The sequence below is a fragment of the Microbulbifer sp. CNSA002 genome (assembly GCF_047324085.1).
Classification (GTDB): domain Bacteria; phylum Pseudomonadota; class Gammaproteobacteria; order Pseudomonadales; family Cellvibrionaceae; genus Microbulbifer.
Genome location: NZ_CP172449.1, coordinates 1,907,355 through 1,930,936, shown reverse-complemented (window position 1 = coordinate 1,930,936; position 23,582 = coordinate 1,907,355). Strand labels below are relative to the sequence as shown.

22 protein-coding genes are annotated in these 23,582 nt (G+C 48.2%); 11 read left to right on the top strand and 11 right to left on the bottom strand.

Going from position 1 to position 23,582, the window contains the following annotated elements; translation table 11 throughout:
• Window positions 1-70: 70 nt before the first annotated feature.
• The 7 genes from ACG1BZ_RS08650 to ACG1BZ_RS08620 all read right to left on the bottom strand — a co-directional run bounded on the left by ACG1BZ_RS08650 (window position 71) and on the right by ACG1BZ_RS08620 (window position 6,051).
• On the bottom strand, window positions 71-778 hold the full coding sequence (locus ACG1BZ_RS08650; protein ID WP_413665244.1) for a hypothetical protein: 708 nt from the start codon (window positions 776-778) through the stop codon (window positions 71-73).
• 329 nt (window positions 779-1,107) lie between these two features.
• Window positions 1,108-1,470 (bottom strand): hypothetical protein, encoded by a 363-nt coding sequence (locus ACG1BZ_RS08645; protein ID WP_413665243.1) that lies wholly within the window; start codon window positions 1,468-1,470, stop codon window positions 1,108-1,110.
• Between the two features lie 260 nt (window positions 1,471-1,730).
• Window positions 1,731-1,955 (bottom strand): hypothetical protein, encoded by a 225-nt coding sequence (locus ACG1BZ_RS08640; RefSeq protein ID WP_413665242.1) that lies wholly within the window; start codon window positions 1,953-1,955, stop codon window positions 1,731-1,733.
• A gap of 87 nt (window positions 1,956-2,042) precedes the next feature.
• A complete protein-coding gene (locus ACG1BZ_RS08635) occupies window positions 2,043-2,651 on the bottom strand; it encodes a hypothetical protein (protein WP_413665241.1) in 609 nt (202 codons plus the stop codon).
• Between the two features lie 221 nt (window positions 2,652-2,872).
• Entirely contained in the window at window positions 2,873-4,264 is a 1,392-nt protein-coding gene (locus tag ACG1BZ_RS08630; RefSeq protein WP_413665240.1) for a class II 3-deoxy-7-phosphoheptulonate synthase, read from the bottom strand.
• A gap of 69 nt (window positions 4,265-4,333) precedes the next feature.
• On the bottom strand, window positions 4,334-5,524 hold the full coding sequence (locus tag ACG1BZ_RS08625; RefSeq protein WP_413665239.1) for an aromatic amino acid transaminase: 1,191 nt from the start codon (window positions 5,522-5,524) through the stop codon (window positions 4,334-4,336).
• A 26-nt stretch (window positions 5,525-5,550) separates the two neighbouring features.
• Window positions 5,551-6,051 carry a MarR family winged helix-turn-helix transcriptional regulator gene (locus ACG1BZ_RS08620; protein WP_282933355.1) on the bottom strand — a complete coding sequence of 167 codons (501 nt, stop codon included), beginning with the start codon at window positions 6,049-6,051 and terminating at the stop codon, window positions 5,551-5,553.
• Window positions 6,052-6,324: 273 nt separating this feature from the next.
• Between ACG1BZ_RS08620 and ACG1BZ_RS08615 the strand changes: the two genes are divergently transcribed.
• From ACG1BZ_RS08615 to ACG1BZ_RS08600, 4 genes are all read left to right on the top strand, one after another.
• Window positions 6,325-7,455: a homogentisate 1,2-dioxygenase gene (locus tag ACG1BZ_RS08615; protein WP_413665238.1), complete on the top strand. Its 1,131-nt coding sequence runs from the start codon at window positions 6,325-6,327 to the stop codon at window positions 7,453-7,455.
• A 76-nt stretch (window positions 7,456-7,531) separates the two neighbouring features.
• A complete protein-coding gene (maiA, locus tag ACG1BZ_RS08610; RefSeq protein WP_413665237.1) occupies window positions 7,532-8,161 on the top strand; it encodes a maleylacetoacetate isomerase in 630 nt (209 codons plus the stop codon).
• Window positions 8,162-8,326: 165 nt separating this feature from the next.
• A complete protein-coding gene (locus tag ACG1BZ_RS08605) occupies window positions 8,327-8,608 on the top strand; it encodes a 2TM domain-containing protein (RefSeq protein ID WP_413665236.1) in 282 nt (93 codons plus the stop codon).
• A gap of 295 nt (window positions 8,609-8,903) precedes the next feature.
• The gene (locus ACG1BZ_RS08600) at window positions 8,904-10,385 is read left to right on the top strand and encodes a ricin-type beta-trefoil lectin domain protein (RefSeq protein WP_413665235.1); all 1,482 of its coding nucleotides are present in this window, start codon (window positions 8,904-8,906) and stop codon (window positions 10,383-10,385) included.
• 114 nt (window positions 10,386-10,499) lie between these two features.
• Here ACG1BZ_RS08600 and ACG1BZ_RS08595 read toward each other — a convergent pair whose 3' ends face one another.
• From ACG1BZ_RS08595 to ACG1BZ_RS08580, 4 genes are all read right to left on the bottom strand, one after another.
• Window positions 10,500-12,926, bottom strand: coding sequence for a PKD domain-containing protein (locus tag ACG1BZ_RS08595; protein WP_413665234.1), 2,427 nt, complete (start codon window positions 12,924-12,926; stop codon window positions 10,500-10,502).
• An 18-nt stretch (window positions 12,927-12,944) separates the two neighbouring features.
• Complete coding sequence (locus ACG1BZ_RS08590) at window positions 12,945-15,662, bottom strand: TonB-dependent receptor domain-containing protein (protein ID WP_413665233.1); 2,718 nt, start codon at window positions 15,660-15,662, stop codon at window positions 12,945-12,947.
• Window positions 15,663-15,878: 216 nt separating this feature from the next.
• Window positions 15,879-16,865 carry a FecR domain-containing protein gene (locus ACG1BZ_RS08585; protein ID WP_413665232.1) on the bottom strand — a complete coding sequence of 329 codons (987 nt, stop codon included), beginning with the start codon at window positions 16,863-16,865 and terminating at the stop codon, window positions 15,879-15,881.
• Between the two features lie 29 nt (window positions 16,866-16,894).
• On the bottom strand, window positions 16,895-17,410 hold the full coding sequence (locus ACG1BZ_RS08580) for a sigma-70 family RNA polymerase sigma factor (RefSeq protein WP_282933363.1): 516 nt from the start codon (window positions 17,408-17,410) through the stop codon (window positions 16,895-16,897).
• 227 nt (window positions 17,411-17,637) lie between these two features.
• On the opposite strand from ACG1BZ_RS08580, the gene ACG1BZ_RS08575 reads away from it, so the two are divergent.
• The 7 genes from ACG1BZ_RS08575 (at window position 17,638) to ACG1BZ_RS08545 (ending at window position 23,413) form a co-directional block, all read left to right on the top strand.
• Window positions 17,638-18,270: a biliverdin-producing heme oxygenase gene (locus ACG1BZ_RS08575; RefSeq protein ID WP_413665231.1), complete on the top strand. Its 633-nt coding sequence runs from the start codon at window positions 17,638-17,640 to the stop codon at window positions 18,268-18,270.
• Between the two features lie 31 nt (window positions 18,271-18,301).
• The gene (exbB, locus tag ACG1BZ_RS08570) at window positions 18,302-19,255 is read left to right on the top strand and encodes a tonB-system energizer ExbB (RefSeq protein WP_413665230.1); all 954 of its coding nucleotides are present in this window, start codon (window positions 18,302-18,304) and stop codon (window positions 19,253-19,255) included.
• Window positions 19,255-19,689, top strand: a complete 435-nt coding sequence (locus ACG1BZ_RS08565; RefSeq protein ID WP_413665229.1) for a biopolymer transporter ExbD — start codon at window positions 19,255-19,257, stop codon at window positions 19,687-19,689. The genes exbB and ACG1BZ_RS08565 overlap by 1 nt, the downstream gene beginning before the upstream one ends.
• A complete protein-coding gene (locus tag ACG1BZ_RS08560) occupies window positions 19,686-20,522 on the top strand; it encodes an energy transducer TonB (RefSeq protein WP_413665228.1) in 837 nt (278 codons plus the stop codon). The genes ACG1BZ_RS08565 and ACG1BZ_RS08560 overlap by 4 nt, the downstream gene beginning before the upstream one ends.
• A gap of 239 nt (window positions 20,523-20,761) precedes the next feature.
• Entirely contained in the window at window positions 20,762-21,178 is a 417-nt protein-coding gene (locus tag ACG1BZ_RS08555; protein WP_108732723.1) for a YbaN family protein, read from the top strand.
• A 645-nt stretch (window positions 21,179-21,823) separates the two neighbouring features.
• Window positions 21,824-22,441 carry a hypothetical protein gene (locus ACG1BZ_RS08550; protein ID WP_413665227.1) on the top strand — a complete coding sequence of 206 codons (618 nt, stop codon included), beginning with the start codon at window positions 21,824-21,826 and terminating at the stop codon, window positions 22,439-22,441.
• 186 nt (window positions 22,442-22,627) lie between these two features.
• Complete coding sequence (locus tag ACG1BZ_RS08545) at window positions 22,628-23,413, top strand: PhzF family phenazine biosynthesis protein (RefSeq protein ID WP_413665226.1); 786 nt, start codon at window positions 22,628-22,630, stop codon at window positions 23,411-23,413.
• Window positions 23,414-23,582: the final 169 nt, after the last annotated feature.

Here is a 23,582-nt window from a genome sequence, read left to right as displayed (position 1 = left end):
AACACCTAAGTGGAAAATTTCTGTGGCTTCAAGCCTACCGATTCCAATACCTTTCTATCTTTAGAAAAAACTATCTGACATTTATGTTTTTAAATCCAAACTCTTTACTCCCGGCCTTAAAGCCGAGATTCAAGATTTCAGTATAGTTCTCAGGGACTTCAAAAAACACGATTTCCAGCTCGGCCTCAGAACCGCGGGGAAGCTCCAGATATACCATTCCCCTCACTTCCTGCCCACCCCTAAATGCCTCATACTCCTTGAAGACAGCGCCATCTTTCATAATCAGGCGCCAGGAGGAAAGCCTTACTTTTTGCCGACTTCTCCGATTAGTCACGGTCATACGGCACTGCACTGTACCGCCCTGCCTTACACAATTATTGTGATGAATCTCGACCCCTTGCAGGTAAACAGCACCACCTTCAGAAGTCGTTTTTGGAAGACCCGCAACAAAATCCGGACTGTGATACTCCTTCCCCAGAATAAAAAATGAAAAACAAGAGATCGAATAAGCCAAAACCACAACCACACCAAATAGGTAGCGATTTTTTAAGTAGCTCCAAATACAAAGAGATAGAGAAGTGCACACAACCACAATAGCCATAAAGGCTACAAAATACTCAGGGCGCCATATGCCGTATAGGTAAATCATGGGCTCAGGAAATAGATACTGGGTAAGTGCCCATAACACTGCTACTAATGCCGACAATACGCCCAATATTTTTGCAGCAAAAAACTTCCTGCGACTAACTGAGTAATGTCCCTTTACCATATCTGTCATTTTGCTTTATCCCTATACAACCAGCGTCAAGCTGGTTAGCTAGCACTGCTGACAAGTCACTTAAGCTTCAAGCCAGCGCAAAATGGTACATGATACAGATTTAAAGACCGAAATCGATTACACCTTATTTCTAAACCTATCCTGGCATAATCGATCAAAACTTAAACACCACACTCTTCAACAAGCTTGTAGCGCCCTTCTCGGAATTTGAACATGACTCAATTATATTGAAAATATAGTCATACTAGTTATAGTGAGGAGAAAAGTCAGGAAATTCACCAGAAAGGGAATGGCGGGAAGCCAAACCCTTTGTCAATAAAGAACTCGATCTACTGAGCCCCTACCGCACTCTGGTAGTCCATATATGCAGGTAATGCGACTGCAGCAAGAATACCCAAAATAGGAATTATCAACAAACAAACACCCCAAACAGACCACTTTTTCTGGACAGAATTAAAATGCTCAAGGCTTTCCCATTGCTTATTTTTCCAGGCGAGTTCGCGCCCCTTAATTCCCAGGTAAATAGCAACAATTAACCCAATATAAGGAATAAAAGCCAGCAAACCGATATAGCTTTTGTTAAATATAGCCCATATCCAATTTAAGAGAAAAGCACCCCAACTCCAACCTTTAACTCCCTCTGGAATGACGTCGCTTTTCTGTCCAGAATTATTAACAGCATCAGTACTCACATCCGAGGTTGGTGCCACATACGGATTGGTCATAACTTCCCCCAACTTTCACTTTATAAATAGAATAAATACAGCAAGGTAAAGTCACCCAAATAAAGGAGGGAGACAGCCTCTCATCAGATTATTCAAGGCCCCTGCACAGGCCATGAATTCTAATTGGCGGGTATTAACAGCGCAATAGCTCATCCCGATAAATGCGAGTCAGCGCACGCACAACCAGCTAATATAGCAGCCTCCAAGAATAGCTTATCAAACAGAAACTAATCATCGCTACTGCAAGAACTGCCACTCGAACTACTGCCAGAATTACTATCGTACCAACCATCATCCTCATCGCTACTGGAGGAACCGAACCATCGTGCCATCAAACCTATACCAAATACGACTAGCATTATCGCGTAAACATCGATTTCTACCGTAATTCCCCGGTAAATACCAAGGCCAACAAGACATAAACCCAACAAAAACTCTATAGCTCGTATCATTCCCCCCCCAATTAGCTAGCAACTCAATAATTGAACATTTTACGTGAAGCTATCAATCTTTCTATCTTAGTTAAATACCAGATAGCATTAAACAAAACTCAACATCCATACATTCAAGGAAATACCCACAAGAATCAGAATTAGCTTAACTGTCAAAAAGTGAGGCATATTACCGACCCGAAGAAGGCTTACATTTTCAAGACTAACTTTCTTATGAACATCCACACCCGCCTCTTTAATCCGAGCATCGAAGTTTTGAGAAGTTATTTTCTCCAAATCATTAACAGTATCAACAAGAAAAGAAGCTAACTTATCTCCAATCTCATTAATTGGCAGATTGATTTTCCCTGATTTTTTATGTCCTTCAGTCACCATTAGCAAATTATCACTCTCTATACTTGCAGAAACTAAAGCTCCCTTAATATTCCCTCCCTTATATCTGACAACAGCTTCAATAGCAGCAACTTGTGGCAGTCGATTTAAACGGATAAATAAAGGTTGAATTGTTTTTTCTAGAGGTTTAGTTGCAAAGCAAAAACCAACTACACACAATAACACTCCCCAATAAGGTACTTCAAAGTAGCCGCCAACAAAAATTATCGAGGCGCATCCAATCATCAGCATAATGAATGGTAAGAGTAGCTGCCTTACAATACTATCCGCTTTTAATAACATAAATGTATTGATCTTCTTCATATATTATCTCTAAAGGTTGCCGTTCTTAGTTAACCTGTGGAATTATCAGCATTAACCTTTGAAATGCAAACTGTGCGACTCTTTACAATAAAGAAGACATACAAGGAAGGCAGATTTAGCGGGAATTTAACATAGGAAAAATGCAAAACCCCTTATTCAAACCAAAGGCTCAAGATAAGAGGTTTTGCATTCAGAATTTCTTAATTAAAGAGAACAGCCAATTAAGCAATTCGACCAGCGCGCAACCATTCAGAAACACAAAACGCCAGTTCTAACACCTGATCGGCATTTAGTCGCGGATCGCATTGGGTGCGGTAGCAACTGGCGAGGTCTGCTTCAGAAATTTTCCAAGCTCCACCGGTGCACTCAGTGACATGCTGCCCGGTCATTTCCAGATGGATACCGCCGGGATGGCTTCCCTCGGCCCAGTGTACCGAGAAAAAGTCGCGAATTTCCCGCAGGATTTTTTCAAAATCGCGAGTTTTATAGCCGTTACCCGCTTTAACGGTATTGCCATGCATGGGATCAGTGCTCCATACCACCGAGCGCCCCTCCGCTTGAATGGCGCGCACCAATGCAGGCAATTTTTCTCCCAAAGTATCGGCGCCCATACGGGTAATCAGTGTAAGGCGACCTGCATCGTTCTCGGGGTTGAGCTTATCGATCAAACGCAGTAGCTCATCCGGTTGCATCTTTGGACCAACTTTCACCCCAATCGGGTTACAAACACCGGAGAGAAACTCCACATGAGCGCCATCCAGTTGCCGAGTGCGTTCACCAATCCACAGCATATGTGCGGAGCAGTCATACCATTTGCCAGTAAGGCTATCGGTTCTTGTCAGCGCTTGCTCGTATTCAAGTAATAGCGCCTCATGAGAGGTATAGAGTGAAGTCTCACGAATTGCGGGAGAGTTCTCTGAGGTAACACCACATACCGCCATAAACTCTAAAGCTTCCTGAAGGCGTTCCGCTAGCTGGGCATATTTTTCCCGCTGAGGATTATTCTTCAGGAAGCTGAGATTCCATTTGTGCACCTGATGCAGATCGGCCAATCCCCCCTGGGCGAAAGCTCGCAGTAGGTTCAGGGTGGCTGCCGATTGGTTATAAGCAGTTACCATCCGCTGAGGGTCAGGTATGCGCGCTTCAGCAGTAAAATCAATGCCGTTGATAATATCGCCACGGTAGCTGGGCAGTTCTACTCCGTTCACCATCTCGGTATTTGCTGAACGGGGTTTGGCATATTGGCCGGCCATTCTCGCAACTTTCACCACCGGCAGGTTACCGGCAAAGGTGAGCACGACAGCCATCTGCAACAATACCTTGAAAGTATCGCGAATGCGGTTTGCATTAAAATCGGCAAAAGATTCAGCACAATCACCGCCCTGCAAAAGGAAGGCTTTCCCCTCGGCAACCTGAGCCAGCTGACGGCGCAGCTCGCGAGCCTCTGCCGCAAAAACCAGGGGCGGATGACCAGAGAGCTGTTTAGCCACCTGGGCAACATCTTCGGCAGACGTGTATTGGGGCTGTTGATGTGCGGTGAAGTTTCGCCAGCTCTGGGGGGTCCAAATTTGGGTGGGGGATTCGGGCACTGGGACTCCTAGCTCAACTTCCATCTTTCACTCTTACTTCTAAAGGATAAATCTTAAGGGTGAGCATATTGCTCACCCCCAAATGTGCCGAATTTACAGCACGCTGGCAACAGCCTTACAGAAGTATTCCATATTATTGGAACTCAGGCCGGCAATACTGATGCGACTCGAGTCCACCATATAAATGGAATAGTCCTTTTGCAGCTGTTGTACCTGTTCGGGATTGATACCCAGGAATGAGAACATCCCTTTCTGCTGGCGGATAAAGCCAAACTCACCGGCAGCACCCGCTGCGGCGAGCCCTTCTACCAATCCAGCACGCAAACCGTTAATACGCTCGCGCATTTCGGTCAGCTCAGCTTCCCAGTTCGCTTTCAGTCCCGCATCAGTAAGAATAGATTCTACAATGGCAGCACCGTGGGAAGGTGGCATCGAATAGTTGCCACGAATAGCGCTCAGCAACTGGCTATGGCCTTTATCGGCGGCTTCACCATTCGCATAAATCACCATAGCCAGGCCGACACGTTCGCGATAGAGGCCAAAATTTTTTGAGCAGGAAGCCGCGACCAGCATTTCTGGAACAGATTCAGCCATCAAGCGCAGGCCGTAGGCATCATCTTCCAGGCTCTCGCCAAAGCCCTGATAGGCCATATCGATAAACGGCGTGAAGCCCTGCTTTTGCGCCATTTCTGCCAACACTTTCCACTGCTCACGGGACAGGTCCGCGCCACAGGGGTTATGACAGCAGGCGTGGAAAAGAACAACATCGCCCTCACCCACATCCTTCAGAGTCTCGACCATTTTGTCGAACTGCAAACTGCTGGTAGCGCGGTCATAGTAGGGGTAGCTCTTGATTTGCAAGCCCGCATTACCCAGAAGCGGCACATGGTTAGCCCAAGTGGGGTCACTCACCCACACGGTTGCCCCAGCTTTGGCGCGATTAATCAATTCCGCCAGAACTCTTAAAGCACCACATCCACCGGGAGTTTGAGCTGAGCGAACGCGACCGCCCACCAACGCGGGGTGCCCGGCACCCAGTACCAGCTCCTGCATGGCGGTGTTGAAACCCGGAGTTCCGGCCGGGCCGATATAGGCCTTGGTTTCCTCACCCTGTAATAAGCGGGTTTCGGCTTCCTTGACGGCTTGCAAGACAGCGGTATGGCCTGCCTCATCTTTGTAGACGCCCACACCGAGATCAATTTTGCTGGGGTTTTCATCCGCGCGGTAGCTGGCCAAAAGGCCCAAAATCGGATCTGGCGGAAGGCTGTTTAAATGCTCAAACATCTGAAAACTCCTCTTAGTTATCTCATTTATTCATCAACGAGGCCGCGCTCAGACCATTCCTTCGCGCGCACCATTAACTTATCAATAATGCTATCCAGTTGTTCCCGCTCCTCAGTGGATAGGGATGCCATCAAGTCATTCTCGTACTGATGGGCCAGCGGCACTATGCGAGCATAAATATCACGCCCCAGCTCCGACAGGTTCAGCACTTGCCGGCGCCGGTCACCAGGATCTTCACTGCGTGTAATGTAGTCATTCTTTAACAGGGAAGAGACGGCCCGACTGATTGCCACCTTGTCCATCGCCGTCTGCTCAACCAGCTCGGCGGCAGATAAATCGGGAAAACGGCCCAGAATTGCCATCACCCGCCAAGCGGGAATGGTGAGGTGGAAGCGCGCACCATAAGCTTGCGCAATAGCATTACTCACTCGGTTGGAAAGTACCGAGAGGCGGTAGGGTAAGAACTTTTCGAGGCGCAGCTCGTCGTTCTCAACAACTGTGGGTCGCGTGTTTTGTTCGATTGTCATAGCTGCCCTCAAACCTGCCTGCTCGGGTGTCCCGGTTGTACCTGATACTCAATTTAACTAACATTGGTTTCAATTGTAACCACTATCGGCACAAATACTTTCTGGAAAAGTTACCGGGCCATACGAAAAAATGGCCGGACAGTATAGGTTTTTTTGCGCCATATTTGCGAACTAATTGGGTCTATGGCGCAAGAAATTTGCGTGTAAGTGGCGCTGAGATGCTCAATTTTTCGCCACACCTTCGAACCATCCGCACAGAAGCGAGGCCACGCCATGAAACAGTGGATCAGCTTTCCGCGAACGGAAGGAAATACAAGCCGCCAAGCCCATGCAGATTTCCCACCTAACAGCTTTGAAAGGGAAATGGGCAAAGAGGGTTTTTTTGGGCCCTGCACCCACTTCTATCACCGCCATCCCCCCACCGGCTGGAGCCAGTTCGAAGGTCCACTGCGTCCCCACGCTTTTGATGCCACGCAAATGAAGCACAAGGGAACAAGCCCCTGGGATCAAAAGCCGATCCTGCGAAACCAGGATAGCCAGGTCGCCCTCTGGACCTGCCGGGAGCCTATGGATCATCTGGTGCGCAACGCTGACGGCGACCAACTCCTGTTTATACACAATGGGAGCGGCGACTTGTTCTGTGATTTTGGCCATCTCTCTATTCGCGATGGAGACTATATCCTGCTGCCCCGCGGCACCTTATGGCGCCTGACGCCGACCGAGGATGAGCCACTGGAACTATTGATGGTGGAGGCGATAGGCAGCCATTTTCAGCTCCCCGAAAAAGGGATCCTTGGCCCCAATGCGATTTTTGACCAAGCGATGCTGGATGTGCCTCGTATAGATAAAGCCTTCCTCGATCAACAGGGCGATGATAAGTGGCGGGTTGTGGTTAAGGCCCGGCAACAGCTGTCGACCATTACCTACCCCTTCAACCCACTGGACGCCTGTGGTTGGACTGGGGACAACCTGGCCGTTCGCATCAACTGGCGCGATATACGCCCACTGATGAGCCACCGCTACCATCTACCCCCTTCGGCTCATACCACCTTTGTCGCACAAGGTTTTGTTGTAGCGACTTTTGTTCCTCGCCCGATTGAGAGTGACCCGGGAGCACTCAAAGTCCCCTTCTTTCACAACAATGATGACTTTGATGAACTCATCTTCTATCACCGTGGTGACTTCTTTAGCCGCGACAATATTCATCCGGGGATGCTTACCCTCCACCCCATGGGATTTACCCACGGCCCCCACCCCAAGGCATTTGCTACCGGGGCCCGGCATGCGCGCAAGGAAACCGATGAAGTTGCTGTAATGATCGACAGCCGCACCCCCTGGGATATCCTCCCGGATGCCCATGCCGTGGAGCTAACAGATTATGTAAACTCCTGGAAGCCAAAGTGAATACAGCGCATCCAGACAACACCAAGAAGGCTGACATTCAAACAGCCAAACGCCAAAACAAAGAAAAGGAAAGAGAATGGACCTTTACGGATACTTTCGCTCATCCGCCAGCTACCGAGTGCGTATCGGGCTCAATTTGAAAGGCCTGGAATACGAGTATCACCCGGTAAACCTGCTCAAGGGAGATCAGCACGGAGACGACTACCGCACGCTGAATCCACACGGGCTACTGCCAACCCTGAATGATGGCGAAACCAGTCTCACCCAATCCCTCGCCATTTTGGAATGGCTGGATGAAACCCATCCACAACCAGCGCTACTTCCAAAAGCTCCTGAAGCCCGCGCACATATCCGCGCGCTCGCGCAAAGTATTGCCAGCGATATTCAACCTATACAGAACCTCAGGGTTCTGCAGTACCTCCAGGCTGAACTCAAAGTCAGTGATGAGCAAAAAATTCAATGGATTCAGCACTGGATACACTTGGGCTTCTCCGCGCTGGAGAAGCAATTAAGACCCTCGCCTTTCGCCGCTGGAGACAATCCTGGGTTGTTCGAGTGTTGCTTACTCCCGCAAGTATACAGTGCGGAACGCTTTGGCCTGGATATGGCCCAATACCCCAAAATCCAGAAAATCACAGACGCTTGCAATGAACTGCCAGCCTTTATTAAAGCCCACCCTTCAGAACAACCAGACTGTATTGTGTAGTACCCATTTATGGATGCCCGGTCGCATCGGGCATCCTACATACACTCGAAAATTTCACTACTTGCCACATTTCATTGCCTGTGGTTAATATCTCTATCCAAACTTGAAAATAACTCGAATAATAATATTCCCCACTGCTGTAGCTAATCAGCCGAGGTCATCAATATGAACTCCCAAGACCAGATCTCCGCCAAAGAAAGAAAAGTCATTGAGCATGTCAAGAAGCTGAAGAGCTTTTACCAACACCTAATCACCTACTTATTAGTTATCTCGGGGCTAGTAATTGCCAACTTAATACTCGCTCCCGGATACTTATGGTCACTCTGGGCGGCATTTGGATGGGGTATAGGGCTCGCCTCCCATGCAATTAGCACCTTCAATTTATTTAATTTCTTTGGTGAAGATTGGGAGAGAAAGCAGGTAGATAAGAGAATGGGACGTAAATAGCAATAAAACGTGCACGATGGACCATCGCCAAATACAAGCATATGCTTTAGATGTTAGAGTACTTTCCCAAAGTACTCTTCTCCTAGCCTCTCACTGTCAACTCAAAAATTCCAAACACTTGCCTACTTACGAACAATTACCTGTAATCTAAATAAAAATCTACGCATCTCAATGCCGTTTGAAAAAAAACAGTTAATTAACAGGCTTAAATTATCCAGTTCTGGTAACAAAGTATTAACACACTTTTTATATAACAAATAATAAATATACTATTAAAATGATAACAGGAACCCCAATGTCCTTCCTCAAAGTCTCTACAGGCGCTCTATGTCTATCACTTTGGGTATCTATACCCAGCATCAGTAAAGCTGACACTTTTCACTGGCCCGATTACCAAGCAGAAGCGGCCACCAGTGAGCATCGTATTGATGAGCTTTATTACTTACAGCCCCATAACAGCTATGAGCGGCTAGAAGACGGTGAAACACTGACTGACTGGCTCGACAAAGGCTTTCGATCACTGGAAATCGATGTCGTAGATCACGGTTCCTGGCAAGGTAGCAGCCATGGACCCCATGTTGCTCATGGACAAAACGACATCGGTAATCACATGTGCAATAGCAACGGAGACGATGATCGTCTGGAACACTGTCTGGACGATATAAAATCCTGGCTCTCCGTTAACACTATTGAAGCGCCAATAATGCTGTATATCGATATGAAAACCAATTTAGATTGGTTTAATGCCTGGTATGCAGATGAAATTTATTTGCTTGACCAGTATATCCAACAAGAGCTGGGCGACCTCCAATACAGCTACCAGGATATGCTTGCATATTTACAACAAATTTCTTCCTCAGAAAATTACCGTACCACACTTACAAGTACGGGATGGCCTAGCGTTGGCAACTTATTAAATAACGGCAAAAAAGTAATCGTTATTTTTACCGGAGGACAGTCAGGCAACGTCAATAATCGAATGGAATCCGCATTAGACTCCTACGAGATGAGCGCATTTTTATGTCCTGATATAGATACCGCAGATCCAGAAGAATTTACCGGCTCCATTGATTCAATAGACAGCAGTAGTTCGCAAAGAATATTTTGCGGCAATGTCCAGGCTGGCGATCATTACCAGATAACAGCCAACGCAGCCGCTGAAACCAAACAGCTGATGCACCTATGGGATAGTTCTGGCGATTTTAGCAATACCGACTATGGCTACATATTTACAGCAATCGCACATGGTGCCACTGCAATCGGGATGGATCCTGATACAGTCGCAACCACCCCCAATTATACTGGCACGGCAATTCCTTTTGTCGGAGTAAGGAGAAGTCTTCCTGGCTATTTGAGAATCCGTTCTGCCTCAAATGCTGACTTGTGCATGACCGTCTCCCAGGGCTATAGCAATGGCTCAAACCTAAATATGAATAACTGTGGCTCCAGCAATGAACAGCAGTTTGTTTATACTGCTGAAGGCCAACTCCGCCCTAAGGGTAATAATAAATACTGTGTTGACTTCAACACTGGCTCTGCTGATAACGGCGATAAAATGCACCTGTGGGATTGTGACGGCGGCAATTCGGAGAAATGGCAAATCCAGGAAAGTGGGGTCATCCAAAATCGCGATAAGAACTGGACCTACTGTATAGACGCACCGGGTAGCTCAACCGAAGAGGGTGAGCGTCTTCAGGTTTACAAGTGTGATAAGAATGACAAAAGCCAACAGTTCGTTTTAGAAGCAGTCAATGATTGGGCACAAAATAGCTTTTAAGGTTTGATTACGATTAAAAAAGGGCGCCCTATTAGGCGCCCTTTCTCAAAGAGGTCACAATGTTATAGAACCTCAGCAATAATATGTGTTATTGCAGAAGTAAGCTCTGAAAGATTAATTTAACTCCCCTGCTTCACACTGTCTCCAGCCCTCGCTAAAGATACCATCATCTATGGCTACCCAGGTTTCGTAGGTGAAGGTCAACTCCGGGATTTCTTTAATATTAAATGAGAAATGGAAGCCTTCTATTTTTTCATCTGTGCGCATACAGGGAACAGAGGGTACCCATGTCTTGAAGTCCAGAGACTCTCCCTCGCTAATAACCTGTCCCTCTGCAACACCCTCGAACCATGGTGTAAGGCTAGCCAAATCGCCATTGATATGCTTCACCTGTACATTCTCAATGGTGTAATCGGCATCAACTGCAGTCAGAGACCATTGTAGGTATTCATCTTCGGTAGGGGATGTATCCCACCGTAAATCTGACGGGGTACCGTAGCTTGGAATATTTTCGTACGGCATGGGCAGCCAAAGGCTCTCTTCCCAGGAGTTGATATTACGCAGACGCACACCCTTGGCTTCGCTCATGGGCTCAACTTCTACAACAAAATCGTATTCCGGCGCATCATCAATCAAATCTGTAGCGTAGTAGCGGAATACGTAGGTGCCCGCTTTCGAAAATACGGTACCAGTTGTATTTTCACAATCTTCACTATCTGGATAGCTGGTAAATTCACCACCTTCCGGCGCGCTGATCAGCTCTTCATAAGTGAATACTTCATCACCGTCGGCATCTACCACCACAGGGCGATGCAGCAGGGACATACAGGGCAGGATTTGGTAATAATCTTCACCAGTGGATAAGCTACCCCAGTTGCGCGCCCAAACTACAGAACGGATTTCTGGTGCCGTGTTGGAAACTTTGGCAAGACCATCGTCTTCAGAGTAGGTTTTGGCATATAGACCACGATCATCACTGACGATCAGGCGAGCGGTATAGGAACCCGGTACATCGGTAACTACCTGAGCACGGCGAAGCTCCCCACTCTCCGGTTCGGTAACCGGTTCAATCACTGCATCACTCCCATCGGGCCGGTCAACCAGCTCCCAGTGGAAGGTCATTTCATCATTATTAGGGTCGCTACTGGAGGCATCAAACACCAAAGCATCGCCAACGAGCACAGACTTGGACTGAGCTTCGACACTACGGGTAGAAGGATAACCATTTACCTTGCCAATCTTGGCTTCCATAGTGGCTTCTAGGTCTATCTGGTTGGTTCCGTCAGATACGGTCATACTTACGCGATAGGTACCTACCACATCCAGCTCTTGGATTTTCTTACCCAGCGGTTTCCAAGAACCAATATCAACCAGTTCGGCAACACTACCTTCAGGTTTTTCAATTAGCTCCGCTTCAATAATTTGCAGAGCATCACCCTCAGGGTCATAGCCAACAAAATTAAATTCAGCGCGAAGCCCCAGCTCTTGCTCACCAATACTGTAGGACGGGTAGTAACCAGTCGCTTCGATTTCACCAATTGGAGCATCATTGACTTCCGCTTCGGAATCGGCTTCAACTACGATAGTAACTTCACGCTCCTCACTCTTTCTTGCGCCATCAAAAACAAACAAAATTAAATTGTAAGTATCTGCCGCAATGGGAGTAAATTTAACGGTAGAGGTTGTCTCTCCCTCTAACTCGGGAACCGGAACACCATCAGTTTCCACTGGACTATAAGCCCACTTCCAGCGGTATTGCAGAGAGTTACCTTCAGGGTCATAACTCTCGCTCGCATCCAGTACAACTTCTTCTCCAAGAGTAATCGTCTGGTCTTCTGTTACGGCAACAGGTGGAGCATCACCGGCGGAAACTGTTACCAGAACTTCCGCAGGTTCACTGGCAACTCCATTATAAGTAACAACTAATTCAAGCTTGTAGTCACCTTCGATATCCAAGTGCAATGTAGCTTGGCTAGAGTCACTGTTAGTCAGGTACGCAGCACTGTCGAGAGGCTTTTCAACCAGGGCCCATAAATATTCCAGATCTCCAGTCTCACCCGTTGGCGGAGTACTCAAGCTGCCATCAAGGCCCAGGGTCTGAGTACCCAGGATAACACTGTGCACCGGCTCAGTAATTGCCACTGGATTCGGGCTGGTTGCAGTCAACGTTATACGGGATGCTTCACTGGTTTCAGTACCGTCATCCACGATCAGGCTCACAACATAGTCGCCTGGAAGATCAGCTGTAAACTCTGTGTAGGCATCCTCAGCACTGGCCAACTCTACCAGGCTAAGCTCAGGCCACTCAATCAGCTCCCAACGATAAGTCAGGCTTGCATCTCGCGAGCTGCTACTGTCAGTACCGCTCAATTGAACAGTGACATCACCGCCAGCCAAGGAGAAAGTTGTGTCTACAGGGGACAACAAACTGATACTGGCGGTAGGTTTATTATTTGAGCCGTCGCCCGAACCACCGCCACCACAGGCGGCCAGCACGAGAGACAAACATAGCATGCCGATAAGGGCTGCTGCTCTTTTCATCTGTGGAACTCCAAATGTTTAATATTGATAAGTGAGACTGAGTCTTGCCGTACGTCCCGGTGCAGGCACCAAGCCAAGACTCAAAGCATCGATGTAATATTGATCGGTTACGTTGTCGACGGTGAAATCCACCGAAAAACTATCGTTAAATTGGAAGCTGGTATAAAAATCTAACAGTTCGTAGCTCTGCCACAGCACCGGCTCAGTAAATCCAGCTTGATCGCCGTAATAAGGAACAGGGTTTCGCTCCCCCATAAAAGTACCGCGCAGCCCGAATTCCAATTTTTCCTGGAATAAACGCAAGCCAATATGCGCACTGGCATGCCAGTTAGGTGGGACCATATTATTGAAATAACTGTTTTCTATACCCCAATCCGTGCAGTAAGTACGCACATAGCTGGCAACATCACAGACTTCAATGTGGCTGTATTTGGTAGCACTCAGCTCAACTAACCACCAGAGGGCATCGTATCCAAGGTTGAACTCAAAACCTTCAAGGTCGAGGCTATCGATATTTCGCATACGGAATAAATCGGAGATACCGCTACCTTGCTTTTCTTCATCGGCGTTGACCCCGGTGCGAGTCAAATAATCGTCAACATGGTTTTCGAAGTAAGCAACTTTCGCTCGGAGTTGATGATGAGTTTCAAATAACTGGCCGTTAAGATAATTAATCCCAACCTCATTATTTTTTGCATGCTCAGGCTTAAGGGTGATATCCAGTGCGGGGCTCGATGAGAAACCAGTGGTACCTTCAAACAGGCTCGGCATACGCAAAGCCTGCGCATGGCGGGCATAGAATTGCAAACCCTTGATCGGCTCCCATGTCAAAACCACAATAGGTGCAGTGCCGGAGCGACTATTGCTGTAGTAAACGTCCTCACAGCCCCCTTCCCCATTATCTACACAAAAATCGGAATCAATGCTCAACGGGAGGGGATTATTGTCTTTTGAAGAGAAATGGGTATAACGAACTCCAGACTCCAGCGTCCACTCCGGCCACGGTTGCCATTCAATACCGGTGAACAAGCTGTACTCATCGCGCCCACCACTGCGGGAACCGGCATAAATACCTTCAGCGGTCTGGGTATCGCTATCCAAGTCTTCCCACTGTGCAGAAACACCATAATCCCAGCGCAATTCACCCATGGGGTAGAAGCGCATACTATTGGTGATATCAAGGCCAAAGCGCTGATAATCGTCATTTCGCGCAATATTATCCTCCAGCTCGATAGAGAATATATTCGGTGTGTTCAGATCAGTGACCGCATCGGTGTGCCAAAAATTGACACGCAAGTCGGCCCAATCATATTCCACCGGCTGCCAACGATAGCGTGCAGTGTAGGTTTGGTTAAGCACTTCACTATCGAGCCACTCGCGCGCCTGACCGAAATTTGAAAGAACTTGCGAGGGCATCATCTCACCAAAGATACTGTTATAGCGGATATAGCCCAGCTCAAGACTTTGGTCTTTTGGCAAATGGAGACTGCTTTTTAACAACCAGGAATCGCTAGAAAAACTAGTATTCGGAATCCGCTCCCCGGCGCGGTAAGGGATGCTTTCTCCCAGTTCACTCTCCAGCTCAACCTTAGTCTCGGTATACCAAGCCATTTCTTGAGGCTCACCAATAACCACTTCCGGCGCGGGGCCATCAGTACCCGCATAGTAATTTCCCTGTTCGCGCTGGGCGTGAGCCAATACCAGATCACCCCACTCAAAACGCTGGGCGCCCGCAAAGCTCGCCGCGTAACCCTCAAAATCCAACAGGCTGGGCCTATCCATTCCATGGTCCGGCGCAAAGCTGTCCGGCATTGTATAGTCAGCGGTGCAATCACTTACAAAGCGGCAATCGGAGCGATAAACAGGGCGCGGCAAGTGGTAACCAGCGTAAGTACCAGCCTCTGGAGCCTCGCTATTGTTTCCAATACCACTGACACGAACACGGAAACCCGACAATTCGCCGGGTTTTACGACATCTTCCGCTCTCAGGGTATTTACACTGACAACGCCACCGGTAGCGCCAGTGCCCTCGGCACCCATTACCGGCCCCTTATCAATACGCAAGGACCCAATCAGATCTGGGTCAATATAACTGCGACTGGAAACCCCGGCATAACCACGATAAATCGTTGTTTCCTGGCGACTGCCATCGATTAAGACAGGAACCCTGCCCTGCCCTTGCATACCGCGAATATTGACATCCAGACCACCGGAATTGCGGTTTTCACTGATAAGTACACCGGGGGTGCCCTGAAAAATATCGCCAACACTGGTACCGCGAAAGCGCTCAATATTTTCCTGGGTGAGAATATTTACTGAACCGGACTCGCGAAATACCTGGTCTTTTTCACCGCCATCACGGGTCTCAACCTGAATGCTGTCCAGCACCATCAGATCCTGCTCGCCAGCGGACTGGATCAACCAGGCTCCGCTACCAACGGGAACCGCTTGCAGGTTGGTGCCCCGCAGCAAGCTCAACAGAGCTTCTTCTGCACGGTAGCTACCAAATAGTGCTGGAACAGAAATAGTTTCCACCAGGTTCTCGTCGAAAGAGAGCGTTACCCCAGCCTGACGCGAGTAGAGGTTGAGCACATCTCCCAGATTACCCGCAGGCAAACTGAATTCGATCAACGCTGTATTGCCCTGCTGGGCTTGCGCAAAACTCGATACGGGAACTACGGCCAACAACAGTGCCAACAAGGTGGGCAAAATATGTTTTGGGGCGCGGGACTGCATTTAAGCGGCTTCCTATTCTCAGGTGTATAACTAGGAAGCCGAACGAAAATCAAAAACCCGTAATCTAAATGAGAATTATTTTGTTTTTTTTGCTTCGGAGGGAAAACTAGCAATCAAAAGCGTCATCAAAAATAAAAAATGACACCTTCTGATAACTTTTTGTGGTCATCTGGCAATAAGAGCAGGAATTAAAGGTTGCCCGTTCCGAAAAAACCGTCAGCCCTGCAATTGAATCGTTGCCCACCAGCGCGTGGTATAGCTCAGTTCAGCTCCCGCCGAACGCGCCAATATTTTTAGGATGGTGTCGATATCGTGAAGCTGGAAAACCCCGGAAACCTGATGATCTCTTAATGCCAGATCACAGCGTAAAAAACCAACACGATAGCGAGACAACTCTTCAAGCAGTGCCCCTAATGGCATGCTCCGAGCTGAAAGCACCCCGTCAATCCATCCGCTGTAATCAAACATCTTGCTGTCCAGAGCGAGCGAACCGGCTCCAGTAAGGCGATAAGCCTCACCCGCTTTAACTGCAAAGGGCTCTATATCCGCGCTCGGCTGAACCTGCACCCCACCTTCCACAACCTGCAAAATCGTGTGGTCATCGCCATTGCGGACAAAAAAGCGCGAGTCACGGGAAATCAGCTGCCCCTGAGGCACCGATACCTGCATTGGCCTCGGGTCAGCGGCACTGGTCAAGTGCATTTCACCTTTAGTCAGAACAAGGGAACGGATTGCTGTGCCCGACTCCCATTCAATGGCACTACCGGTGTTTAGCCAGACTTGGCTCTTATCATCCAGAGTATATTGGGCCGGCTTAGAACCAGAGGAATAATCGGCAGACATATACTTCAGCAAACCGGTGTCATATCCCACCACGCCAACGGCAAAAGCCCCAAGGACACCACCGCCCATGGTTTTAAGAGCAGCCCTGCGATTTAAACGGCGAATTTCTGCATCGGTTTGATTGAGGGTGGAATGGGCCAAACGCGGCGCTCGGCGAGCCACCGTATCTAGAGGTGACTCCATCCGCTCAAAACGCTGCCACGCCAGTTCATGCAGAGGGTCCGCCGAACGCCATTGACTGCAAGCATCGCGCTCTGAGTCAAGCGCCTCACCGGAACCCAGGCGAACGCGCCAGCTAACGGCTTGCAACAGTACTGCTTCAGGAATTTTTTCTCTATTTTTTTCTGGGGCGTTTGACATCAGCAAGCAAGTTCCAAGTCCATAGAAAATTATTCGTTATCGTACGCGGCGGCATAGCACTTGAGCATGGCTTTTGCGATATATTTCTCTACTGAGGAAAGGCTCAGCCCCTGCTGCTCAGCCACCTGGCGGTATGTTAAGCCGTCTAGTCTCGCCATTAGAAATACCGTTTTCTCTATCGGGCGCAGACCACTGAGCAATTGATCGATTTGCTCCAAAAGCCCCAATAGCTCCCACTTATCTTCTGGGGAAGGACATTCCGGTTCCGGCAAATTTTCCAGCAGCGCTAAATAATTTTTCTCCAGCACTTGGCGACGGGCTTGGTCGATCAGCAGGTTCCCGGCCACTTTGGTTAACCAGGCCCTCGGACTTCGAATTCCCGCAGGCAGGCTCGGCCTATCCAGCAGACGAATAAAAGTGTCCTGAGCTAAATCCTGGGCATTATCAACACCGGAAGTTCGGCGCGCTATCCAACGGACAAGCCACTCGTGGTGCTCTTGGTAAAGCTCATCAAATCCTGGGGTTGAAGGGGTTTCCGGGGCCAAAACTCAGACCTTGCGCTGTAATCTTTTGAGGGCGGGGACTGTAAATGATATCTATTCTCATTTAAAGTAGCTGAGCTGAGAATGTTATATCAATTTGGAATAACCCGGTGAATTTTTCAAAAAATATTGATCAACGGGATGGGTTAATTTGAATTTGGTCCGTCACCCATTACAAAGCCACCGGAATAACCGGGCGGTTATTGTTTAATTTGTTTTGGAAAAATCCCGTGAGCAACCCAGCAGAATGCCAATCCGTTGAACCGACAGAGCCCACCTTTTCCGCTTGGCTGAAAGAAGGCACTAATACGACCCACGAGAGTCTAGATAAACGCATTATGTCCCTGTCACCATTTTCCAATCGCGAGCGATATGCACTGTTTGTTCGCACGCAGTCGCGACTGCATCAAGCGGTGTCTGATTGGTTTCAAAGTGACGAATTAAATAATTTTTTGCCCGGCCTGAAAGAGAGAGACCGCTCTGAAGCAGTCCTCCAGGACTGTGCTGATTTCGAAATGCCCGAGAGCGATTTAAAAGCTGATCAACAAGCCGCAGCAGAAGTCACAATTACTGATTTCCACTCTGCACTGGGCTGGCTCTACGTAGTTGAAGGCTCCAACTTAGGAGCGGCATTCCTTCTCAAGTACGCGCGCAAACATCTGGATTTATCAGAAGAGTTCGGCGCACGCCACTTGGCAGGACATGAAGACGGTCGCGGGTTACACTGGCGCCAATTCAAAACTGCGTTAGATGCTCTTGAACTCAACCAAGAGCAAAAAGAAGTAGCCCTCAATGGGGCCAAACAAGCCTTTGCTTTTGCACGACAAAATGTCGAACAATTATTAGCGCCCGCTACACCCTAATTTATTTTTCACCTGAAGCCAGGAGTCGGTAATGAAAATCTGGACTGTAATTTTATTGTGCCTGCTAGGCAGCACATTGGGCCCATTGCCGGCTTTAGCGCAGGAAAATAATTCCAACTCAAGCGAACAAAGCAATACAGAAATAGTTCTCGAGGGAGATGTGGAAACCTCCGTGGGGTTGCAAGAAAATCAAGACAACTCTACCTCGACTGCAACCTCCAACATTGGAGATACCGCTTTCAGCGCACACGATTTATCTCCCATGGGAATGTATCACGCCGCGGATATCGTCGTTAAAAGCGTAATGATCGGCCTACTCTTGGCCTCTGTTTTAACCTGGGCGATTTGGCTTTTTAAAACCGTGCAGCTGGTAATAACACGTCGCAAGGCCAAACAATTATTGGCAACCCTGATCCAAAGCAAGACATTCGCAAATGCCGAATCAAAGCTTTCAGGCCAAACCGGCGGTGCCCTGTTATTGGTAGAAGCGAGTCGCCACGAACTCAACTTATCTTCAGGTGGCCCAGTGTTAGATGACGGCTTAAAAGAACGTGTTCTGGCTCGCCTGGAAAGAGTCCAGGCTTCTCTCGCTACCGACATGAACCGTGGCACCGGAATTCTGGCAACCATCGGTTCCGTCGCCCCCTTTGTCGGTCTATTTGGAACTGTTTGGGGCATCATGAACAGTTTCATCGGAATCGCAAAAACCCAAACCACAAACCTGGCCGTAGTGGCTCCAGGTATTGCGGAAGCCCTGCTGGCAACTGCGATCGGCCTGGTTGCTGCGATTCCGGCGGTAGTGATCTACAACTACTTTTCCCGGGCTATCGGCAATTATCGCGCGGTATTGGCCGATAATGTCACCGCCTTAATGGTACTGATTAGTCGGGACCTGGATCGCCATCATCCAAATGCGCGCCCGCTCGCCGAACTGGTTAGCGCGAACAAAAAGCGCGCAGTACCGCAGGTTCAGGGCGTCAACTAATGGCATTCCATCTCAACAGCAGCAATAGCGAAGAACTGCCAGAACAGCACGATATCAATGTCACACCTTTTATCGATGTGATGCTGGTATTGCTAATTATTTTTATGGTTGCGGCTCCGTTGGCCACTGTAAGCGTGCCCGTCAATCTACCCTCTGCGACAGCTCCACAACAACCCCAGGCAGAAGATCCGAAATATCTCACCCTGCAAAAGGACCTCACCCTGACTCTCGGTGAGAACAAAGTTATTGTGCGGGAGAACTTGGCTGCTGAACTCCAGGCAAATGAAATTGGCACAGAACAGCAAATCCTGCTGCGTGCCGACAGCAAAGTGGAATATGGGGATTTGATGGACCTGATGAACCGCCTTGCCAGTGCCGGATACCAGAAAATCGCTCTGGTAGGTCTGGATAAACCGGCGACCGTAAACCAATGAGCCTCTTGGCCGGCCCGAAGGTAAAATCTGCGAAGCGTCCGCGATTTTTTCTATCGCTCTGCGCCTTTTGCTGCGCCCTAGCCCTTCACGGACTTATTGCCGTCTATTTTTTATGGCAGCCCAAATCCGAACTGGCGCTGCCGCCTGCTGCAGCACCACAGGTATTTGAAGTCAGTATGGTAGCCGCTCCAGTGGCGCCACCCACGTCGCTACCGGTAGGCCCTCAACAACAGGAATCCTCTCCCGCAAACCAGCAGAGCAACGAGCCACAAAAAACCTCTGCGCAGTCAGAGCCTGTTATTTTGCCAGAAGCCCCCTCGGAAATTGCCATTGAGAAGCCCGAAGAGGAGCCCCCCACGGAGGAAAAGGAAGAGACCCCTGAGCCAGTGGAAGAGAAGGAAATCGCACAGCAACAAGACTCCAGTGGAGAGGCTACTGGAGAAACTGTTGTTGAAGAAACATCAGCCCCTCTCGCGGCAGATGTAGCAGAAGCAGAGCAAGCTGCGGCACCGGAAGTGGGCGCCTTGAACCAGAGGGAATCACAAGCCAGATTAACCTGGCAGAACCAATTACAGGCCCACCTCGAACGGAGAAAACGCTACCCCCGTAGCGCACAAATACGGCGCCAACAAGGTATTCCCTGGGTACAATTCACGATGGACAGAAAAGGCAAAGTGCTGAAGGTTGAGTTGCATCGAGCCAGTGGCATATCGTCTCTCGACCGAGAAGTCGTGGCCTTGGTGCGCAGGGCAGAACCACTGCCTAGACCACCGGAAGAGGTACCCGGTGATCCTCTGACAATGGCCGTTCCGGTCGAATTTTTTATTCGTTAACCAAAATAAATTGCTTTCTCAGAACTGGGAGGCCTGACTTCACATAAACCAGAAAGTCACCTCCCTGGACAGAGGAAATGATCCACATAATCCGTTACCCTGCACTAGCGACCTATCGGCCTGCTGACTCTATTGACTAGGTGCTGGGCAAACTGCTTATGAGCAAGCAGACCAAGCGGACAAATATTGTTACTTTTGATGCACAACTACTGCAATAAGCTAGAAGGTAGAGGTACCGAATGAAAGAATCCACTGAAGACAGCGTAATGTCCTACACCCCGCCGTTGGCAAAGGGCTGGATGCGCTGGCTGTGGGGCGCCGCTGCTTGCTTTTTCATCGCCCTTGGCATTATCGGAGCCATTCTTCCTGGCCTGCCGTCGGCTGTATTTATTGTCCTCGGTGCCTGGGCCGCATCACGCAGCTCCCAGCGCCTGCACCAATGGATTGAAGAACACCATCTCTTTGGGCATCTATTGCGGACTTGGCGCAGTGGTTATGTAAGCCGCAGAACCAAGTTACTGGCCAGCCTGACAATGGCTATATCCCTAGCTTTTGCCATCCTTCATATCAGTAATATTTACCTTCTTTGCTTTACCATTGGCGGCATCAGCTGCGGCGCCTACTGGATTTGGTCCCGGCCGGAACCCAGGGAGTAGACAACGCTACTTTCTACCCCTATTTGGCAGCAGACACCCGTAGATTTTAGCGCTATAGTCCCCCAACAAGGATTTGTCTGGGGGACAGGATGTACAACGTAGTACTTTTTTTTCACCTTCTAGGTGCGACAATTTGGACCGGTGGGCATCTGATACTTGCCTGCACAATACTACCCAAAGTTTTACGGGATAAGGATGTAGCTTTTCTTTCCCGGTTTGAAAGCAGCTACGAAAAGATTGGCATCCCCGCCCTGCTCATTCAAATACTCTCCGGGCTATATCTCTCATATACCCTACTGCCTGACTTATCGCAGTGGTTCAACTTCTCCAATCCAATTTCTCGCCTGATATCCTTCAAACTGATTCTTTTGGCATGCACTTTCTTACTGGCAATTGACGCAAGGCTGCGAATCATTCCAAATCTTTCTGAAAAAAATCTCACTGCACTGGCATACCATATTATCCCAGTTACAGTACTGTCCGTTCTCTTTGCTTTTGTTGGAATTTCATTTCGAACGGGATGGTTGTTTTAGATTGCGCCCCAGCGCACATACTGCTGAATCAGAAGGAAAAGCCAAAAACGTCCCCACTGACTTGCTTGATCGATATACTAAGCAAAAATGAGATATGACAGGAGTTCGGGGTTTGTCTATAGCTGAATACTATGAAGTGATTTTCGATACGCTGGAAAAAAACGAATCCATCCAAGACGGCCTTGAAAACCTTTCTTTTTGGGCTGATGGCCGAACCCCCAATTTGGCATGGCTAAAGCTGCCCACTATGCTAGGAACGGATGAACTTGACCTAGCCCAAACATGGTTCGATACAGAACTGGTAGCTGCTGGGGACTCGCTTCCTCCTTCAGTCCTATATTTCGAGCTGCGTGAATTCAGAGATAGTATCGGCCGGGAATTCCCGGATATCAGCTTAACTCTACTTCCTCAACTATTTAAAAGCAGAGAGGATTGGGTATATTCAAAATCTGATTTGGGCTCGAGATATTTGAGAAATATTGCAGCCTTGTGTAAAGGAGCTAACAAGCCGAAACACCTAAATAGAGACGGATACATTGGTTTCAGCTTATGCTATACATCCCTCTTAGCGCGAGAACTCTGCAAAAACGAACAGCTTCTCCAATACAGTGAAGAAGCACCTATTAAGATTGTTGTTGGATTTTCTTCTGGAGACCTTCTTGAGATTATGCGCATATCCAACGGCTTGATTTATTTCGAACGTCGCTTTGCGCAACTAGAGAGCCTGTAAATAGTTCGCTATATTTCTGTAGACTTTGAAGACCCGTCCCATGGAGCACTGATGGTATGAGCATCCTGGCTTCCCTCAGCCGTTAGATAGTTTGTATACCAAAAAACAAACTGGCACAAACAAGCCAACTATCACAATAATTTTATACTGCCCCAAAATAGCATCTATTACTCAAGGAAAAAACTAATGGAACTAGCAATTTATCAAGTAGATGCCTTTGCCTCCGAGGTATTTGAGGGTAATCCCGCTGCTGTATGCCCTCTTGATAACTGGCTTGCGGATGATACGCTGCAAAAGATAGCTGAGGAAAACAATCTCTCTGAAACCGCATTCTTTGTTAAAAATGAAGATTCCTTTTCTCTGAGATGGTTTACTCCTGAGGCAGAAGTAGATTTATGTGGCCACGCCACACTCGCAGCTGCCCACGTTCTATTTACTCATTTAAGATACTCAGGCCAAACCATCCAGTTTGATACAAAAAGCGGCCCACTGTTAGTCCAGAGATCGGGAGTTGTCTATAGCATGGACTTTCCGGCTAGCATTCCGGTATCCACAGAAGCACCTGATGCTCTTATTGATGGCCTCGGCATTACTCCGCAAGAAGTTCTGTGTGCATATGATTATATAGCTGTGTTGGGTAGCGAAACCGATCTAAAATCTGTAAATCCAAATTTTATAAAACTCTCCCAGCTGGATAAACGAGGAGTTGTCATTACCGCTCCTGGGGCAAGTAACGATGTTGATTTCGTTAGCCGATGCTTCTATCCAAAATTAAGGGTAAACGAAGATCCTGTGACAGGGTCAGCGCACTGTCAACTGGCACCATATTGGAGCCAACAATTTAAAAAGGATGTACTTTTAGCTAAGCAACTCTCCAAGCGGACTGGACTAATTCACTGCGAACTGCATAGTAACAGAGTCTCTCTCAAGGGAGGCGCTATAGATTATCTTCACGGTAGTATTAAGATTTAATGGCTTGGAGAGTTAAATTTATATAAGGAGCCTCTAAATAAATCCGTGATGCTTCTGGCTCACAGAGATATTACGGAATTGTTCAGAAGCTCCATAAGTCATCTTGCTACATATTCTCATTGAAAGCTCTTTGGCTTTGCTTAGTGGTAACCTTCCCCCCCAAAAAGCT

What these genes read in the sequence shown, in the direction of transcription:
- ACG1BZ_RS08650 (WP_413665244.1), bottom strand. Translation starts at nt 778, where the DNA reads ATGACAGATATGGTAAAGGGACATTACTCAGTTAGTCGCAGGAAGTTT.
- ACG1BZ_RS08640 (WP_413665242.1), bottom strand. Translation starts at nt 1,955, where the DNA reads ATGATACGAGCTATAGAGTTTTTGTTGGGTTTATGTCTTGTTGGCCTT.
- ACG1BZ_RS08635 (WP_413665241.1), bottom strand. Translation starts at nt 2,651, where the DNA reads ATGAAGAAGATCAATACATTTATGTTATTAAAAGCGGATAGTATTGTA.
- ACG1BZ_RS08630 (WP_413665240.1), bottom strand. Translation starts at nt 4,264, where the DNA reads ATGGAAGTTGAGCTAGGAGTCCCAGTGCCCGAATCCCCCACCCAAATT.
- ACG1BZ_RS08625 (WP_413665239.1), bottom strand. Translation starts at nt 5,524, where the DNA reads ATGTTTGAGCATTTAAACAGCCTTCCGCCAGATCCGATTTTGGGCCTT.
- ACG1BZ_RS08620 (WP_282933355.1), bottom strand. Translation starts at nt 6,051, where the DNA reads ATGACAATCGAACAAAACACGCGACCCACAGTTGTTGAGAACGACGAG.
- ACG1BZ_RS08615 (WP_413665238.1), top strand. Translation starts at nt 6,325, where the DNA reads ATGAAACAGTGGATCAGCTTTCCGCGAACGGAAGGAAATACAAGCCGC.
- maiA (WP_413665237.1), top strand. Translation starts at nt 7,532, where the DNA reads ATGGACCTTTACGGATACTTTCGCTCATCCGCCAGCTACCGAGTGCGT.
- ACG1BZ_RS08605 (WP_413665236.1), top strand. Translation starts at nt 8,327, where the DNA reads ATGAACTCCCAAGACCAGATCTCCGCCAAAGAAAGAAAAGTCATTGAG.
- ACG1BZ_RS08600 (WP_413665235.1), top strand. Translation starts at nt 8,904, where the DNA reads ATGTCCTTCCTCAAAGTCTCTACAGGCGCTCTATGTCTATCACTTTGG.
- ACG1BZ_RS08595 (WP_413665234.1), bottom strand. Translation starts at nt 12,926, where the DNA reads ATGAAAAGAGCAGCAGCCCTTATCGGCATGCTATGTTTGTCTCTCGTG.
- ACG1BZ_RS08590 (WP_413665233.1), bottom strand. Translation starts at nt 15,662, where the DNA reads ATGCAGTCCCGCGCCCCAAAACATATTTTGCCCACCTTGTTGGCACTG.
- ACG1BZ_RS08585 (WP_413665232.1), bottom strand. Translation starts at nt 16,865, where the DNA reads ATGTCAAACGCCCCAGAAAAAAATAGAGAAAAAATTCCTGAAGCAGTA.
- exbB (WP_413665230.1), top strand. Translation starts at nt 18,302, where the DNA reads ATGAAAATCTGGACTGTAATTTTATTGTGCCTGCTAGGCAGCACATTG.
- ACG1BZ_RS08565 (WP_413665229.1), top strand. Translation starts at nt 19,255, where the DNA reads ATGGCATTCCATCTCAACAGCAGCAATAGCGAAGAACTGCCAGAACAG.
- ACG1BZ_RS08560 (WP_413665228.1), top strand. Translation starts at nt 19,686, where the DNA reads ATGAGCCTCTTGGCCGGCCCGAAGGTAAAATCTGCGAAGCGTCCGCGA.
- ACG1BZ_RS08555 (WP_108732723.1), top strand. Translation starts at nt 20,762, where the DNA reads ATGAAAGAATCCACTGAAGACAGCGTAATGTCCTACACCCCGCCGTTG.
- ACG1BZ_RS08545 (WP_413665226.1), top strand. Translation starts at nt 22,628, where the DNA reads ATGGAACTAGCAATTTATCAAGTAGATGCCTTTGCCTCCGAGGTATTT.